Annotated in this window: 10 protein-coding genes; 4 read left to right on the forward strand and 6 right to left on the reverse strand. The window is 38.9% G+C overall.

Going from position 1 to position 17224, the window contains the following annotated elements:
- Positions 1-13: 13 nt before the first annotated feature.
- The 6 genes from K5G00_RS06010 to K5G00_RS06035 all read right to left on the reverse strand — a co-directional run bounded on the left by K5G00_RS06010 (position 14) and on the right by K5G00_RS06035 (position 10959).
- On the reverse strand, positions 14-2074 hold the full coding sequence (locus K5G00_RS06010; protein ID WP_238765256.1) for a GH92 family glycosyl hydrolase: 2061 nt from the start codon (positions 2072-2074) through the stop codon (positions 14-16).
- 205 nt (positions 2075-2279) lie between these two features.
- Positions 2280-2870 carry an RNA polymerase sigma-70 factor gene (locus tag K5G00_RS06015; RefSeq protein WP_238765257.1) on the reverse strand — a complete coding sequence of 197 codons (591 nt, stop codon included), beginning with the start codon at positions 2868-2870 and terminating at the stop codon, positions 2280-2282.
- A 120-nt stretch (positions 2871-2990) separates the two neighbouring features.
- Positions 2991-4553, reverse strand: coding sequence for a RagB/SusD family nutrient uptake outer membrane protein (locus K5G00_RS06020; RefSeq protein WP_238765258.1), 1563 nt, complete (start codon positions 4551-4553; stop codon positions 2991-2993).
- A 3-nt stretch (positions 4554-4556) separates the two neighbouring features.
- On the reverse strand, positions 4557-8042 hold the full coding sequence (locus K5G00_RS06025; RefSeq protein ID WP_238765259.1) for a SusC/RagA family TonB-linked outer membrane protein: 3486 nt from the start codon (positions 8040-8042) through the stop codon (positions 4557-4559).
- A gap of 93 nt (positions 8043-8135) precedes the next feature.
- On the reverse strand, positions 8136-9236 hold the full coding sequence (locus tag K5G00_RS06030; protein WP_238765260.1) for a FecR family protein: 1101 nt from the start codon (positions 9234-9236) through the stop codon (positions 8136-8138).
- A gap of 148 nt (positions 9237-9384) precedes the next feature.
- Positions 9385-10959: a DoxX family membrane protein gene (locus tag K5G00_RS06035; RefSeq protein WP_238765261.1), complete on the reverse strand. Its 1575-nt coding sequence runs from the start codon at positions 10957-10959 to the stop codon at positions 9385-9387.
- A 243-nt stretch (positions 10960-11202) separates the two neighbouring features.
- On the opposite strand from K5G00_RS06035, the gene K5G00_RS06040 reads away from it, so the two are divergent.
- From K5G00_RS06040 to icd, 4 genes are all read left to right on the forward strand, one after another.
- Positions 11203-12060: a GNAT family N-acetyltransferase gene (locus K5G00_RS06040; RefSeq protein WP_238765262.1), complete on the forward strand. Its 858-nt coding sequence runs from the start codon at positions 11203-11205 to the stop codon at positions 12058-12060.
- 230 nt (positions 12061-12290) lie between these two features.
- Complete coding sequence (locus tag K5G00_RS06045) at positions 12291-14552, forward strand: aconitate hydratase (RefSeq protein ID WP_238765263.1); 2262 nt, start codon at positions 12291-12293, stop codon at positions 14550-14552.
- 107 nt (positions 14553-14659) lie between these two features.
- Positions 14660-15889, forward strand: a complete 1230-nt coding sequence (locus K5G00_RS06050) for an NADP-dependent isocitrate dehydrogenase (RefSeq protein WP_238765264.1) — start codon at positions 14660-14662, stop codon at positions 15887-15889.
- Positions 15890-15940: 51 nt separating this feature from the next.
- Positions 15941-17206: an NADP-dependent isocitrate dehydrogenase gene (gene icd / locus K5G00_RS06055; RefSeq protein ID WP_238765265.1), complete on the forward strand. Its 1266-nt coding sequence runs from the start codon at positions 15941-15943 to the stop codon at positions 17204-17206.
- Positions 17207-17224: the final 18 nt, after the last annotated feature.

Consider the following 17224-nt stretch of genomic DNA (forward strand, 5'->3'; position numbering starts at 1 on the left):
TTTAAATTTCCCCTTACAATTTTCCCCAGTCAGTATTTGGAGTGCTACCTAAAGTTAATTCCAGCGTTCCGCCATTTTGTATATCCTGGTAATCAATCCAGGACTTTGAAAATGGTTCTCCGTTTAATGTAGCGCTTTCAATATAAATATCATCGGATGAATTTCGCCTGTTAATAATTTTAAATGATTTTTTATCTGCAAGCCGGATACCCACCTCTTCAAAAACAGAAGGAAGAATCCAGTATGAGGTTTCACCAATATTCCGGGGATACAATCCCATGGAAGACAAAACAAACCATGCCGACATGGTTCCCGCATCATCGTCCATTTCTTCAATATACCCTTCCGGTTCAGCTTTAAATACTTTTCCGATGTATGGATTTTTCCATTTTTCATGAGTACCGTAATGGTTTACGGTGGGTTCCAAAAGAATTTGCCTTACTAACTTCTGCGATTTCCATGGTTCACCAAATTCATAATACAGAAACGGAACATGAATATCAGGTTGGTTTCCCACGTTAAATAAGTTATTTTCAAAAAAGTAATCCAACTGCGAAACACTTGCTTTTTTGCCGCCCATGGCATCTTCAATCCACGGGTAATCATAAGGAACAAACCAGCGGTACTGCCACAATGTTCCTTCATATAAACCGTCTCCGTGCATAACATCTGCATTCGCTCCCATAACTTTGAATTTATCGTACCAAATTTTCCGATAATTTATTGATTTCTCGTAAAACTCTTTTTGAAGTGCAACATCACCCAATTCACCTGCAATTTCGGAAAACGCCCACCAGTCATAACAAGCTTCCAGAATTTTGTCAGGAGAATCAACCGAAAGGTTTTCAGCCTCCTTTTTCATTAAATGTAATACATCAGCCAACGGCTCATCCAGCAAATCTTTCCGGTAAGCATCAAGTAGAACAGGAATACTGTGCTCATTGCGAATCAATATAAAAGACTCGGTATCGGTTGGATCATCCGATTTTCCCTGTTTATAAAGCTGATACATGGAACGCATCATATTTTTATATTTTTCAGGATACAAAATGGAAAGCAGTGGCATTTTTGAACGAAAAGTATCCCAAAGCGACCATCCGGAGTAATAACTACCATTATCAGAATGGTAGGTATTTCCATCGCTTCCACCATAAGAACCTGATTCATCAATAATATTGTACGGAGTTTGCGACGCGTGGTATAAATGAGTATAAAAAAGCGTTTTTAGCGTGTCGTTATCTGTTGTAACATTTACCCGGCCTAAATATTCCCGCCAGTTTTTTGCAGCAATTGCACGCATTTGATCAAAATTAATTTCTGCCGCTTCACTGTTCAGATTCTTTTCAGCTTCAGCTGTGCTTACCGATGACAGTCCAACTTTTATGATCTGTGTTTGAGAACTGTTCGCACTAAAATAGATATCAGCAATCCCTTTTGATTCCTTAATTTCGGTCGGTTTTTCTGCCAATTCTACAAAATAGTAAAACTTATAACTCCCCATTTTACAATTTCCCCTGCACTGAATCCAACCTTTTAAAAACCGATCGTTTTGAAATATGTGCTTTTCATCAATAAAACCGGAGTAAGAGGTTTCAAAATGAATTCGGAAACCTGTTTTTTCTGTTTTGGGAAAGACAAAACGATAAATCCCTGCTGTTCTTGCAGCAGTTGCTTCGGCAATTATTCCGTTTCTCAACTTTACGGAATAGAAACCTGGCTCAGCCTTTTCTGTATTTTTATCCATTTCTGCACTTTCCTTTAAATTGTTTATAAAAGGAAAAATACGCAGGTTTCCACCTGTTCCGCTACATCCAACTCCTGATGCACGATTTTGCGAGAAACCCAAAAATTTCGTTGCATTATAATCGTATCCACAATGATTTCCGGGGTCGGTATCGGGGCCGGCTTTAATCATTCCAAACGGGATATTCGCTGAAGGATCGGTTTGCCCGTAATCACCGGCTGTTCCGATAAAAGGATTTACAAACTTGTTGTTCTCTCTTATAAAGAGCCTGCAGCTATTACATGAAATTAATGCCAGTGTGGTAAGTAATATAATGCAATACCTTTTCATAAAAATCAATTTTTAAAAATGTTATCTCCTCAAAGGAACCGACAAATAAACAAGCATCGATCTTTCAGTTGCTTTTGATAATTCACTGGCTCCATAACATTCACAACAGTCAAAGTTGAAATAAATAATGATTCTGTTCGATAAAAAAATGTAAACATACTGCTTTAGATAGTTCTGTTATGCGGTATTTCTAATCCTTTGAGTTCTATTCAGCGTGCAAACAAAACAACACAAACAAATATTCAGATAACGACATCTTAAGCTTTTTTAATGCCCTTCCCATTTGTACTTCCACGGTATTAACCGATAGATTTAATTGCTCGGCTATTTCTTTATATTTCAATCCATGCTTACGATTTAACAAGAATATAGTTTTGCAGGCATCGGGTAACTGGTCAATAGCATCCTCAATCGTTTGTTCCAGTTCTTTCAACTCCAGAGGATCGGTTGTATCAAAATAAGCTGAACTTGCCTTTAAAGAATTTAATTCAAAAGCCTTTTCTATTTCTATTTCGAAATATCTCTTTTTTTGCCTTAAATGATCGATGCATTTATTGCGGACGGAACGGAACAAGTAATTACGTACACTCTCTTTCACAAAAATTTTTTCTCTCTCTTCCCAGAGTCTCTCGAAACACTCGATAACTAAATCTTCTGCGTAATTTTTGTCTTTTATTATGGATTCTGCATAAAGGCAAGCCGAATCAAAATAGAAATAAAAGATTTCTTTCAATTTATTCAGGTCATTGCCGGCAGCGTGATCTTCAAAGCCAATTTTTCTTTCAGAAAGACTCATTTATACAAAAATGCGAAAATATTTAGGCCATAATACAAAGAATTGAACTTTCAATCATAAAAAACAAAAGAAAAAGCCAATCCTGAAGGATACAGGATTGGCTCAAAACAGTATAATGTGTTAATTGTAAGCTTGATTCTGGTCTTGTTCCGACTGTGGAACCTGCCAGTAGCATGCTGAATACGGAGGTTGTATGGATGAAAAGTTTGATGCATCCCGATCGCCGATATACAGTGGTAATTGTTGTCCTATTAGATAATAGTTTCTGTCACCATTTTCAGTAGCCAGTTCTTTTATTCGTTCGTTATCAATAGCAGCTTTTGTAATGTCAGCCGCTGCGATATCATCCAAACCAGCCCTGTTTCGAACCACATTTAAATCGGCAGCTGCCCCTTGAGAATCGTTATTATTCAAACGTATAAGAGCGCGGGTAAGATAAATCTCGGCCAAACGAATCAATGGTCTGTTTGAGCGGCGCGCATCCGATGCCCTGAAGTATTTATAACTCCAAACCAACGGAGGAACCAGATCCGAACGTGGATCCACATCGTATCTATAATACAACTGGTTGTACCTTTTGTCGTTTCGTGCTTCTTCCGTTTCTGCATGATTTTCATCCATCCATCCAACCTGTATCATTGAACTAAATGACATAGCCTGACTTGACCATGAAGACTGGGCATCTCTGGCATAATGATTTCTTGAGAAGATGGATTCGATGCGCCCGTAAGCTCCGGATGTTTCTTCGCAGGCAGTTTGCCAAATTACTTCTTTTCCCCAACCATCAGCTCCGTTTTTATTAAAAGCTTCAATCGGATCTTCTGTCAAATCATATATGCTGCTGCCGTTGCTAATAATATAATTGCATTCCGCCTCTGCCTTGGCGTGCTCTCCTTTTATAAAATAGAGCCGCATCAACATTGCCGAAGCTGCAAATTTATTGGCCCGTGCCCTTGCATTTGATTCATTTATAACAGAGGTGTTATCTTCATAAAGCAATTCTTTTGCATTTGTCCAATCATTCTCTATGGCTTCATAAACTTCTGCAACAGTTCCCAGTGTTGGATTTTTCAATTCTTCAGAAGAATTTGAAAACTCAAGTCGTAAAGTAAAGAAACGACCATCGTTGCTGCCGTTGGGATCATATGGAGGTGCATACATGCGGGCGAGATACCAATAGGCGAGTCCGCGCATAAATAGTAATTCCCCTTTTAATTGGTTCACTTTATTCTTATCTGTCTGTGTCATGCCGGGGAAAGGTTCCTCACCATTTTCTTCGGCATCACTTAACATTTGCAAAGGGCCATTGCAGGCAGTTATTATTTCGTAACATTTTAAAAAAACTCCCTCCATTTCATTGATGCAAGCTGCTTCGCTGAAATCACGATTGTAATAAGCAGCCGAGTTACTTGCCCCCACAAACTGTGGTATGTATAAAGCCAGATCCGATTCAGTGAAATTTTTTAGCGCGATGGTTCCAAACGGGTTGTCCCAAGGGCCTTTATTCAGTAAATAATAGGGTTCTCTTACACCCAGTTCCAGCTCGCTCACGTTTGTCCATGGGAATTGGTTGGGTCTTTCTAATTCGAAGAAAGAATCCTGATCGCAGGAAATTCCTGCAAGGGTAATAAATACCAGTATTAAATATTTCTTTATATTATTCATTGTGATAATTCTTTGCATGATTTAAAAATTAATATTTAATCCCAGGCTGTAAGTTCGTGCCTGCGGTATAGAGGAATAACTAACCAGGCTCGCTCCGGTTGTTTGGTCTATTCCTACTTCCGGATCGTAACCAGAGAATTTGGTCAAAGTAAAAAGGTTGGTTACATTCAGAGCCACACGCATTGATTGCATTTTCATTTTTGAGGCAATTTTTACCGGCAAAGTATAACCTACCGATAAATTTTTCAGCTTGAGATAATCACCTTTTTCAAGGTACATGGAAGAAATAAATTTTTCTTCGCTACCATATGTAACCGGCTCTTCAGTGGGGTTTCCTTCGTTATCGTAAAAATGCTGAACATTCATAACTACACGCGGCCACTTTGCATTATCCCCCGGGTTCTGCCAGGCATCTGTAAGCAATTTGTTTGAAAGAGCACGTACCCCGCGGTTAGGTGTAAGAGTACTTTGAAGCAAACGGTTGTATATATAATTGCCAGCAGCAAAACTAAAATTCATGGCCACATCGAAACTTTTATATGCAAAACGGCTGTTAAAGCCACCAACAAATTTCGGCAACGACGTTTTCCCGTCAAGAATCATACGGTTATTGGCCAGATTATCACTTGTTGCGGGAATAATATTCCCGGTATGCGAAGTTGTTCCATCCTCGTTTTCCTGTACTTCATAAATCATTGGAATCCCTTTTTCCGGGTCAACTCCTGCTGACTCCGCCATATACCAATTTCCAAGAGGAAGGCCGGTTTTAAAAATAGTTATTACCTGGTCTTCGCTGCTCTCCATCTGAGTAATTCCAACATTATTGGCATCTGATTCCGGATCCAGCGCTTTAATTTTGTTTTTGTTATACGACGCATTAAAAGCCAAATCCCACTTAAAAACGCCATTCAAAATATTGGCATCTACATTAAATTCTACACCACGGTTTTCCATGTCTCCCACATTTTGCCAAATAATATTTCCACCGGAAATCCCAGCAGAGTATGGAAGGGCAACTGCTAAAAGCATATCTTCTACCGTTTGTACATAATAAGCCAAAGATCCGTTTATCCGGTTGTTAAACAGGCCATAATCTACGCCAAAATCCAGCGTACTGGTTGTTTCCCACTTGATATCTGAGTTTCCAACACTTACAAATTCGGTACTTGGAATTCCCAGTGTATTGCTGGTCCGCACAGAATAATAGTCGGAAGTAATACCACTTGGGATATTCGTATTACCGGTTTGGCCATAACTTCCCCGTAGTTTTAACATGCTAACTGTTTCGGATTTAAAAAAATCTTCTTCGGAGATAATCCATCCGGCGGAACCGGAAGCAAACGTTGCCCACCTATTTTCTGAAGTGAATTTAGAGATCCCGTCGCGACGAATACTTCCTCCGACAATATACTTGTCTTTAAATTTGTAGTTCGCCCGGCCAAAATAACCCCTCAAATAGCTTTCATCTCCTAAATAGCTGTACCCTTTTATTGATTCAGGTTTTCCAACTTCGTGAAAACTGCCCACCAATGCTTCACTTTCCAAATAAGTATAATGACTGGAAGAGCGTGTATTCTCAACTCCTGCGACAACATTCAACCAGTGGTCTTCACCAAAAGTTTTATCATAATTAAAGAATGTATTATAATTTAATACTGTTGTACGGTCTTTGCTTTCTTTAGCTATTGCCCCGTCAATACGGATACCATCACCTCTCCATGATCTTCCCTTGTTATACAAAAGGTTGGCGCCAAATTCTCCTTTCACTGTTAAACCTTCCACTATTTGAAGAGTTCCATTCAATCCCTGCAGAACATTTAAGGTTTGAAGGTTACTCTCGCTGTTGAGTGGTGAAATCCCCGCCAGAGCATTTGCTCCCGATAAAGGATTCCAAAAACCATTCACGCCGGTATCGGTATCATCGTATACTTTCATCCATGGCAAAGAATAGGCATTTACCTGTGCCCAGCCACCGGCAGCTCCTTTCCCATCTTTTGACTTTACACGGTTATTGTCCGCAAAAGAAACAAATCCGCGGTAATTCAACTTAAATGCATCAAAAAGATTATAATTCAGATTTGAGTTAACTGATATTGTTTCTAAATCGCTGTATTTTATGATACTATTATCTTTTCTGTATCGTAAGGATAAATACGAATTTCCTTTTTCCGTTCCCTGGGTTGCTGAAACATTTGCTTCAACAAATGAACCTGTCCGGCTAACCAAATCGCCCCAATCGGTATCGGTTGCCAATGCCTCATCCCTTGTCATAGCAGCCACCATTCCATCCAATTGATTCAAGGATATTTGAGGATCAAAAACTCCCGAAAGTCCGCTGTTTGCATACGCCCTGTCCATTATTTCAATATACTCGCTTCCCGAAGCCAGGCCAATATCCCGGTTAGCCCAGTTACTAACACCCGATTTCAAATCTACATTAAAAGACATCTTTCCTTTCTTACCCGATTTCGTGGTTACCAGAATTACCCCGTTGGAACCACGCGAACCATAAATTGAAGTTGCGGCTGCGTCTTTTAAAACCTGTATCGATTCAATGTCTGACGGGTTTATCAACGACATTACATTTTGTGATGTTTCACCATCATATGCACGACCGGCTGAACCACTTACAATAGGAATTCCATCTACAATCCATAAGGGATCGGTTCCCGAAGAAATGGAGCTTACTCCGCGAATCTTTATCTGAACCGGAGCTCCGGGAACTCCCGACTCGCTGGATACCATCAAGCCCGGAGCCATACCCTGCAGTGCTGCATCAAATGAAGATGCATCAGTAGTTTTTAAAATTTCGTCGCTGGTAATGGTTGATATTGACCCAATAATATCACGTTTTTTCTGTGTTCCGTATCCAATTGCAATTACTTCCTCCAATCCAACTACTGATGGCTGCAATTTTACACTAATCGCTGTACGGTTCCCTACTTCCACTTCCGTCGACTCAAACCCGACAAATGAAAAGACCAGGACAGAAGAGGCGTCATCAACGTTTATATTAAAATTGCCATCTCCGTTGGTTACAGTACCCTTCATTGTACCTTTCAAAAGAACTGTTACCCCAGGCAGCGGTTCTCCTTTTTCATCAACAACATTTCCTTTAATTGCCTTCCCCGACTGTTCTCCCGGGAGAAATACAATTAGATTATCTTCCAGAATTTTATACGAAACTTCATCGTTTGGAAAAATCTGATGCAAAATCTCTTCGATGTTTCGCTCCTTTGCCCTGAGCGTTACAATTTTTTCGTCATTAAACAATTTATCATCATAAACAAACCGAAAATAGGTTTGATTTTCGATTACATTAAAAGCCTCAGTAATGGTAACATCTTTTAAGTCGAGACTAATTTTTGTGCTTTGTGAATAAACCGATGCACTTGCAGTTAGCACCGAAAACAAAATCAAGATTAAACTTAACCTCATAATCAAAATGGTTTTTTTGAAACAACCGCCAGGCCATGCCCAACGTTCGTTAATACGTTTTTTTTTCATACTTTTAAACTGTTATAATGTTATTAACAAAATTGCCCCTTACGGGCGATTGACCTGCCGGGGAATGTGGCGTTTCCCGGCATTTCATTTAATTTACTTTGATTGCATTTTATTTGGTTTATAGCGAATAGATATTTGATTCAGGCTTATTTCGTAGTCGATGGATGAAGTGAGGCTTAAGGCATAAAGAACCTGCTCAATGGTTTCATTTTTAAAATTTGCATTGATCAATACTTCTTTTGCCATTTCATCTTCAATACGAATGTTTACGTTGAAATGTCTTTCAAGACTTAACGCAATATCCTCCAACCGATCTTTTCGAAAAATCAGCTTACCATCTTTCCATGATGAATAATCAGCAGGATTTACTTTTCTCGCAATTAGGTAATTTGACTCCTGGTAGCGCACCTCTTCATCTTTTTCTACCGTTTTTTTATACTCTCTTTTTAAATTTTCCGAAGAAATTTTCCCGGTCCCTTTCACATAAGTAACTTTCTGATTGGGCGAAAGTGTTACAATTTGTCTGTTTTCATTTTTACCGATTTCGTAAATATTTATTTTTCCTTCTTTTAATGTCGTTTCAATTACATCGTCAGTTTCATAAGATTTTACATTGAATTGCGTTCCCAATACACGAATAAAAATATTGGAAGAATAAACATTGAAGTATTTATCTTTACTTTTTGAAACATCAAAAAACGCTTCGCCATTGAGAAAAACATCTCTCGATTTCTTATTGAAATCTTCAGCCAGAGTAAGCTTACTCCCTCCGTTTAGCCATACCTTTGTACTGTCACTCAAAACAGCAAAAGTGCGCGCACCTTTTGCTGCAGATATCTCACAAACAGGAGATGATATATCATCAGCACGCAACTGTAACAGATAATTGACAAAAAAGCCGGAAAGAAACGCGAACAAAATTACAGCAGCCCAACGAAGTATTTTAACTCCCAGGAGATGATGGTCTTTACGGGGTGCGGGTGCAGTAATATTTTTTTGCAGACGAAACCAATTTTCATCTTTATTAAAATCAGGATTTAAAGCACCAGACAAGAGATAATTATCTTTTATCTGTCTGAAAAATTCCTTATTCTCCTGAGTTGCTTCAATAAATGCGAGTAACTGTTTGTTTTCCTCTACCGAAGTATCACCTGCTAAATATCTGGCAATTAATCGTTCTAGCTCATCATTCATATCAAAGTTATGTCTGGTTACATATAAATGACGAAATCTGTTAAAAAAACCATTACATTCAGTATGTTTTTTTGAAATTATTTTTCACAAAAAAGCATACCTCCAACATATAATACTATTTTCCAGAGAACTACAAGAAGAAAAAAAACTATGCAAACCACTTTCGCTCTCTTTTCAGAGAAGAGTTTAAAGTATCATGAACAATGTTTGCATTTTCGATAACCTGAAAATCAAACATTCCCACACAGGTAAAATCCGCTCCGTTTTCATAAGCGAACCGTATTCCATCCTGCGGTTTTATTGCTCCTGCAGCCAAAACTTTGTAAGCAATCCACGGCACTTTGCAGTTATCAAAAAAAGCTTTTGTTTCATCTGCGGACACGCACCAAAGGTTATCATGAAATTTATCATGTTGTGTATAATTCTCCTTCTCTTCTACAATTTGTCTTCTGTTTTCAACAGGGTGAGCCGACCAGTAGTTGTCGTGATGGAATGTTTTCATAAAAAAATCAACTTCAATATTCTGTTCCATACAGGTTTGCGGTACTTTGAGATAGTGAGCGGCAACTCCGCCAATCAGCCCGTTTTTACGAATATATTCTATGGGAAGAACTAAATCTTCCAGGCGGTTTTCGTAAACAATCAGGTCTGCAATATTTCCCATCACAAAAGCACCAACGGCACCATTGTCAATAGCCAATTGTATATTCGACAAATCCTTCCCTTTTGGATAAGTTTGAGCCAGCCACTGAATTTTTCCACCTCGTCTTCGGTACTCTTTTAAAACCCGTATCGTATTTTCATCCGTCCGCATAATTGTTGCATTAATTCCACAAGCTTCATAAATCCAAAGGGTTTCAATAATTTTTTCATCAGTAAAATAGGTTTTGATGAGCGGAGAAACATATACCAGGTCACGCGAATGGGCAAAACCACTAACCAAATTTCCTCCGGGAATTATTCTGCTTAACTCTAAATGTTTTATTTTTCCCTTTGGAACTTCACCTTTCAATTGCGATAAGTCAATATTCTTTGCAGTAAGCATTGAAGCGCTGGTAACTGCATCAACATTAGCCAAATTTTTTTCTTCAAAACTTAACCAACCTTGTTTCTTCGCCATCCCAAAAAAGGCACCTCCCATAAAAGGAATAACTGCCAGATTCTTTATCATTTCGCGACGGGAACTCACAAGTTGTTCAGGAATTTCATGATTCATTTCTTTGGGAAATTTCTGTTCCTTTCTCTTTACCCAAATTATTTCCAGATAATTATCCAAACCATACATCGTATCTTTCTGTAATGTAGCTATCAACAACAGCATAGCTGCTTCAATCAGATTTTTGTTTATTATAAAATAATGCCCGTCAACAACTCCTTTTGAAAAAACAAATGGAGGGCTGGCAACATAATACAGCAGCAACAATAATATTCCGCTAATACTGGCTATTCGCGTAAAAAGCCCAAGAAACAATCCCACTCCAATCAAAATTAATCCCCATACATTCAAAAAATCGACCACAGCCAAAGCGGATGGATTTCCGATAATTTGATGGAAGATACCTGAAAACAACCATTTCGAATCCATTAAATAGGAAGCTGAAGACCAGCCTGGAGTAGCCAGTTTCGAAATCCCTTCGTAAAAAAAATGCCACCCGATTAATATTCGAATTAAACTTATAATTATCTGTATTTGCAAAGGATAAGTTCTCTTTGATTCTTTCATCGGAGTATCTTGTTTAGTTAAATTTGTCTCGAAGTTACATTTTTTGATATAAAAACAATTTTCGAACAGGAACAAAAAAGACACAAAACACAAAATGAAATTCGTAAAATATACCGGCGTTTACCTGTCGAAAAAAAACGGAATTAAAAAAGCTTTTCATAAAATGGCCGAACGAACTCTTTTTTGGAATATTTTTATACTTCTCTTAATAGTTTGTCAAACTTTTGGGAAAAACCGGATCTAATGGATAATTTAGTAATTAAACCACTGACTCACAAACCAGTAAAATTGATAAACCAAGTATTTAATGACGCTTTTTCCGATTACGAAGTTCAAATTGCAATGCCTTTGGAAAGACTTTTGGAAATGATAAAGACGAGAGATCTCAAACCTGAATATTCAATGGGCTGCTTTAAAGGCGACCGTTTAGTTGGATTTATTTTAACCGGATTTCGCGAAATTGATGGTAAAAAATATGCTTACGACGGAGGCACCGGTGTTGTCAAAAACTTCAGGAGAAAAGGAATCGGTGAGAAGCTATTGTTTGAACTGATTGGATTTCTGAAGAAAAAACAATTCAGTTGTCTTGTTTTGGAAGTATTGGAAAACAACACGCCGGCAATAAAACTCTACACTAAACATGGCTTTGTAAAAACACGTCGTCTGGAATGTTTTGAAATCCCCAAAAAGAAATTACCGGAACCAACTCCCGGAAAGTTTCTGTTTAGTCATGACATTTCTCTTTTGCAGCAACTCACATCCCCACACTATTCTCTATTTGAACCGACATGGCAAAACAGTTTCAAATCCATTCTGAATGTCAGCGAGAATTATCAATTCTCTGCTCTAACAAAAGATAACCATGTTCTCGCTTTTGGATTTATTCATAAAATCAAGGGGGATATTCCTCAAATTGGGATCCTTAATAACTGGAAAAACAAAGGATTGGAAAAGTCTTTAATCACAGATTTGGCTCAATTTACCTTGAGTGAAAAAATTCGAATGCTGAATGTGGAAGAAAACAATTACCTGACAAAAAAGTTACCGGAAATAAATTTTGAAAATATGATTAACCAATTTGAAATGATTTTTAGATTTTAAGTTGCAGCCCGTTTTACATAACTTCGGAACAACAATCCAATATGATTTAAATCATTCTTTTTTAAACTCATTCTATATTAGCTTATTTTCATTTTAACATATTTAATTATCTATATATTTAACCTCCTTTTTAGAAAAATACTTTAACTAGAATGCAACTTTTACGGAATTTTTTTGTTAAATTTTGTGACGAATCATCAGGGAATTCAATTAAAAAAACTATATAACATATGTTTGATTTAGACCTTATAAAAAGTGTATACTCCGGACTAGCCGGAAAAATCGAAAAAAGTAAAAAAACTTTAAACCGGCCGATGACTTATGCCGAAAAAATCCTTTATGCACATTTATATGAAACACAGGAACTTGACGCCTTTAAAAGAGGAGCAGACTATGTAGATTTTGCCCCCGACAGAGTGGCTATGCAGGATGCTACCGCTCAGATGGCGTTGCTTCAGTTTATGAATTCAGGGAAAAACACTACGGCTGTTCCGTCAACCGTTCATTGCGATCATCTTATTCAGGCGCAGGTAGAAGGAAAAACCGACTTGAATGTGGCCCAAAATGCCAATAAAGAGGTTTTTGATTTTCTGGAATCTGTATCAAACAAATACGGAATTGGTTTCTGGAAACCAGGTGCCGGAATTATTCATCAGGTTGTTTTGGAAAACTACGCTTTCCCGGGCGGAATGATGATTGGAACTGACTCGCACACACCGAATGCCGGCGGACTTGGAATGGTTGCCATTGGTGTTGGCGGAGCTGACGCAGTTGATGTGATGGCCGGAATGCCCTGGGAATTGAAAATGCCAAAACTAATTGGTGTAAAATTAACCGGGAAACTGAACGGATGGTCAGCACCTAAAGATATTATATTAAAAGTTGCAGGTATTTTAACTGTAAAAGGTGGCACCGGTGCAATTATTGAATATTTTGGCGAAGGTGCCAGATCTTTGTCGGCAACAGGAAAAGGAACCATTTGTAATATGGGGGCTGAAGTGGGCGCTACAACCAGTTTATTTGCTTTCGATGAAAGTATGGCGCGCTATTTAAAAGCTACCGGCAGAGAAGAAGTGGCGGAGCTGGCGAACGATATAAAAGAGTATTTGAAAGCCGATCCGGAAGTATATGAAAATCCGGAGGTGTATTACGATGAATTAATCGAAATTGATCTTTCAGAGCTTACTCCTCACGTAAACGGGCCATTTACACCCGACCGTGCAACGCCAATTTCGGAAATGGGAAAAACCGCACGTGAAAACGGCTGGCCCCTGAATGTTTCTGTTGGCTTAATCGGTAGTTGTACCAATTCATCTTACGAAGATATTTCAAGAGCTGCTTCAATTGCAAAACAGGCAGTTGATAAAGGGTTAAAAGTAAAATCAGAGTTTACAATTACCCCGGGCTCTGAACAAGTGCGCTACACTATAGAACGCGACGGTTTTATCAGTACTTTTGAAAATATGGGTGGAAAGGTATTTGCCAATGCATGTGGTCCCTGTATCGGTCAGTGGGCTCGCCCGGGTGCCGACAAGCAGGAGAAAAATACAATCGTTCACTCTTTTAACCGGAACTTTTCAAAGCGTGCCGATGGAAACCCGAATACACACGCATTTGTTACATCGCCTGAATTGGTGACAGCGCTTGCCATTGCTGGCACACTGGACTTTAATCCGGTTACCGATTCCCTTACCAATGAAAGGGGAGAACAGGTAAAACTCGACCCGCCTACAGGATTTGAATTGCCTTCCAATGGTTTTGCTGTAGAAGATGCGGGTTATCAGGCACCGGCAGAAGATGGCTCAAAAGTCGAAGTGAATGTAGCTCCGGATTCAAACCGTTTGCAATTGCTCTCTCCCTTTAAAGCCTGGGACGGAAAAAATATTGAAGGAGCAAAACTTCTCATAAAAGCGCTTGGCAAATGCACAACCGATCATATTTCAATGGCAGGTCCCTGGTTACGATTCCGAGGACACCTGGATAATATTTCCAACAACATGCTGATTGGAGCTGTAAACGCATTTAACAGCGACACCAATTCTATAAAAAATCAACTCACCGGTGAATATGAACAGGTTCCGAAGGTTCAAAGGGAATACAAAGAGAAAGGTATCTCAACCGTTGTAGTTGGCGACCATAATTACGGCGAAGGTTCATCGCGGGAACATGCTGCAATGGAACCACGACACCTGGGAGTTCGTGCAGTAATTGTAAAATCATTTGCCAGGATTCATGAAACCAATCTCAAAAAACAGGGAATGCTGGCTTTGACATTTGTAAATGAAGAAGATTACGATGTGATTCAGGAAGACGATACCTTCAATTTTACTGATTTGGTAGGCTTTGCACCGGGAAAAAACTTAAATATTGAAGTTATTCATTCTGATGGCGCGAAAGATATGATTGAAGTAAGTCATACCTACAATACACAACAGATTGAGTGGTTCAAAGCGGGGTCAGCACTGAACTTAATTCGAAAACAAAATAATTAAGGAATATTCGCCTAAAATTGAATAAACGGAATAGTGAGGGGTGATAACTACGCGTTTTTCACTCCTAAAAATTATTCAACAAATATAATTCATAAAAAAACGAAAATATGCAGAAAATTAAGGTTCAAAATCCGGTAGTAGAACTGGATGGTGATGAAATGACCCGGGTAATCTGGGATTTTATTAAGCAAAAATTGATTCTTCCTTATCTCGATGTCGATTTAAAATATTACGACCTTGGAATGGAACACCGCGACGCCACAGATGACCAGGTAACTATTGATGCAGCGTTGGCTATAAAAAAATATGGAGTAGGTGTAAAATGTGCAACCATTACTCCCGATGAAGCACGCGTTGAAGAATTTGACCTGAAAAAAATGTGGAAATCGCCCAACGGCACCATTCGTAATATTTTAGGAGGAACTGTTTTTCGTGAACCTATAATGATAAAAAATGTGCCACGTCTTGTTCCGGGATGGAAACAGCCAATTTGTATCGGCCGCCATGCTTTTGGAGACCAGTACAAGGCAACAGATTTTTTGACAAAAGGAAAAGGTAAACTAACCATTACTTTTACACCTGAAGACGGAAGTGAGCCGGTTTCACACGAAGTTTTTGATTTCGAGGGCGACGGTTTGGCAATGGCAATGTACAATACGGATGATTCAATTCGCGGGTTCGCACGTTCTTGTATGAACCAGGCCTTAGACAAAAAGTGGCCTCTGTACATGTCGACAAAAAATACCATCCTGAAAGCTTACGACGGAAGATTTAAAGATCTTTTCCAGGAAATTTTTGAAACTGAATTCAAAGAACAGTTTGAAGAGGCTGGAATAACATATGAACATCGGTTAATTGATGACATGGTTGCTGCAGCCCTAAAATGGGAAGGCGGATTTGTTTGGGCTTGTAAGAATTATGATGGCGATGTGCAAAGTGATACCGTTGCGCAAGGTTTTGGCTCCCTTGGTCTAATGACATCAACTTTGGTCACCCCCGACGGAGAAACAATGGAAGCCGAAGCAGCTCATGGTACCGTTACCCGTCATTTTCGTCAGCATCAACAAGGAAAACCAACATCAACCAACCCCATTGCATCGATTTTTGCGTGGACCCGAGGTTTGGCTTTCCGGGGAAAACTGGATGACAATAAAGAACTTATTGATTTTGCTCACGCGCTTGAACAGGTTTGTATTGAAACCGTAGAGAGTGGAAAGATGACCAAAGATTTGGCTTTAATTATTCACGGCAAAGATTTAAAGGAAGAACATTACCTGACAACAGAGGAATTTCTTTCAGCACTGGATGAAAACCTGCAGATTAAACTAAATCAATAGCTTAAGAAAATAAAACAAATTTCTTATCTTAGAATAATTTGATAGTTAAGAATGACAGACACTACAAAAATACAAAACGGACAACTGCAAGTACCCGGCAAGCCTGTAATTCCTTTTATTGAAGGAGATGGGATTGGCAAAGATATTTCATTGCCTTCGCAAAAAGTACTTGATGCCGCCGTTGAAAAAGCATACGGAAATTCGAGAAAGATTATTTGGAAAGAAGTTTTAGCAGGCGAGAAAGCGTTTCGAAAAACCGGAAATTACCTGCCTGATGAAACGATTGAAGCTTTTAGAGAACACTTAATCGGTATTAAAGGTCCATTACAAACACCCGTCGGCGAAGGAATCCGCTCACTAAATGTAGCACTTCGGCAAACACTTGATCTTTTTGTTTGTCTCCGCCCGGTGCGTTGGTTTAAAGGAGTACCTTCACCGGTGCGTTTCCCATCCCTGGTGGATATGCATATTTTCCGTGAAAATACAGAGGATATCTATGCCGGCATTGAATACATGACCGGTGAGCTGGATGCAAAAAAATTCAGAGACTTTTTAGTTAATGAAATGGGAGTGGACAAGATTCGTTTCCCCGAATCTTCGTCTTTTGGTATAAAACCGGTTTCAAAAGAAGGTTCGGAAAGATTAATCAGGGCTGCCATCAAATATGCAATTCAAAGGCAACTTCCTTCTGTTACCCTTGTTCACAAAGGGAATATTATGAAATTTACCGAAGGGGCTTTTAAAATTTGGGGATATGATTTGGCCGAAAACGAATTTGCCAACCACACTTTTACGTGGAGACAATTCGAAAACATCAAAAAAGAAAAAGGTCAGATGGACGCAGAAAAGGCGTTGAATACAGCAAAGAAAGCAGGAAAAGTGATTGTAAAAGACGTAATTACTGATGCTTTCCTTCAGGAGTCATTGTTACGCCCCTACGACCATTCGGTGATTGCAACAATGAACTTAAATGGTGATTACATTTCTGACCAACTTGCAGCTATGGTTGGGGGAATCGGAATTTCTCCGGGTGCCAATATCAATTACAAAAATGGATATGCCATTTTTGAAGCAACACATGGCACCGCTCCTAATATTGCCGGAACCGGCAATGCAAATCCAAGCTCACTTATTCTTTCCGGAGTAATGATGCTGGAATATATGGGATGGGATGAAGCAGCTGAACATGTTTACGATGCAATGGAACACACGTTTGCAAAACGTAGAGTTACATCTGATTTATACGCTCAAATGGAAGGAGCGGCATTGATGACCACTTCTGAGTTTGCCGAAGAGATAATCAAAAATATGCATTGACATTCACGATAATTAATA

It is taken from the genome of Maribellus maritimus, assembly GCF_022267315.1.
GTDB lineage: Bacteria > Bacteroidota > Bacteroidia > Bacteroidales > Prolixibacteraceae > Draconibacterium > Draconibacterium maritimum.

Bases quoted from the DNA above. Each gene is read 5' to 3' on its own strand.
- K5G00_RS06010 (WP_238765256.1), bottom strand. From the start codon at position 2,074: ATGAAAAGGTATTGCATTATATTACTTACCACACTGGCATTAATTTCA.
- K5G00_RS06015 (WP_238765257.1), bottom strand. From the start codon at position 2,870: ATGAGTCTTTCTGAAAGAAAAATTGGCTTTGAAGATCACGCTGCCGGC.
- K5G00_RS06020 (WP_238765258.1), bottom strand. From the start codon at position 4,553: ATGCAAAGAATTATCACAATGAATAATATAAAGAAATATTTAATACTG.
- K5G00_RS06025 (WP_238765259.1), bottom strand. From the start codon at position 8,042: ATGAAAAAAAAACGTATTAACGAACGTTGGGCATGGCCTGGCGGTTGT.
- K5G00_RS06030 (WP_238765260.1), bottom strand. From the start codon at position 9,236: ATGAATGATGAGCTAGAACGATTAATTGCCAGATATTTAGCAGGTGAT.
- K5G00_RS06035 (WP_238765261.1), bottom strand. From the start codon at position 10,959: ATGAAAGAATCAAAGAGAACTTATCCTTTGCAAATACAGATAATTATA.
- K5G00_RS06040 (WP_238765262.1), top strand. From the start codon at position 11,203: ATGGATAATTTAGTAATTAAACCACTGACTCACAAACCAGTAAAATTG.
- K5G00_RS06045 (WP_238765263.1), top strand. From the start codon at position 12,291: ATGTTTGATTTAGACCTTATAAAAAGTGTATACTCCGGACTAGCCGGA.
- K5G00_RS06050 (WP_238765264.1), top strand. From the start codon at position 14,660: ATGCAGAAAATTAAGGTTCAAAATCCGGTAGTAGAACTGGATGGTGAT.
- icd (WP_238765265.1), top strand. From the start codon at position 15,941: ATGACAGACACTACAAAAATACAAAACGGACAACTGCAAGTACCCGGC.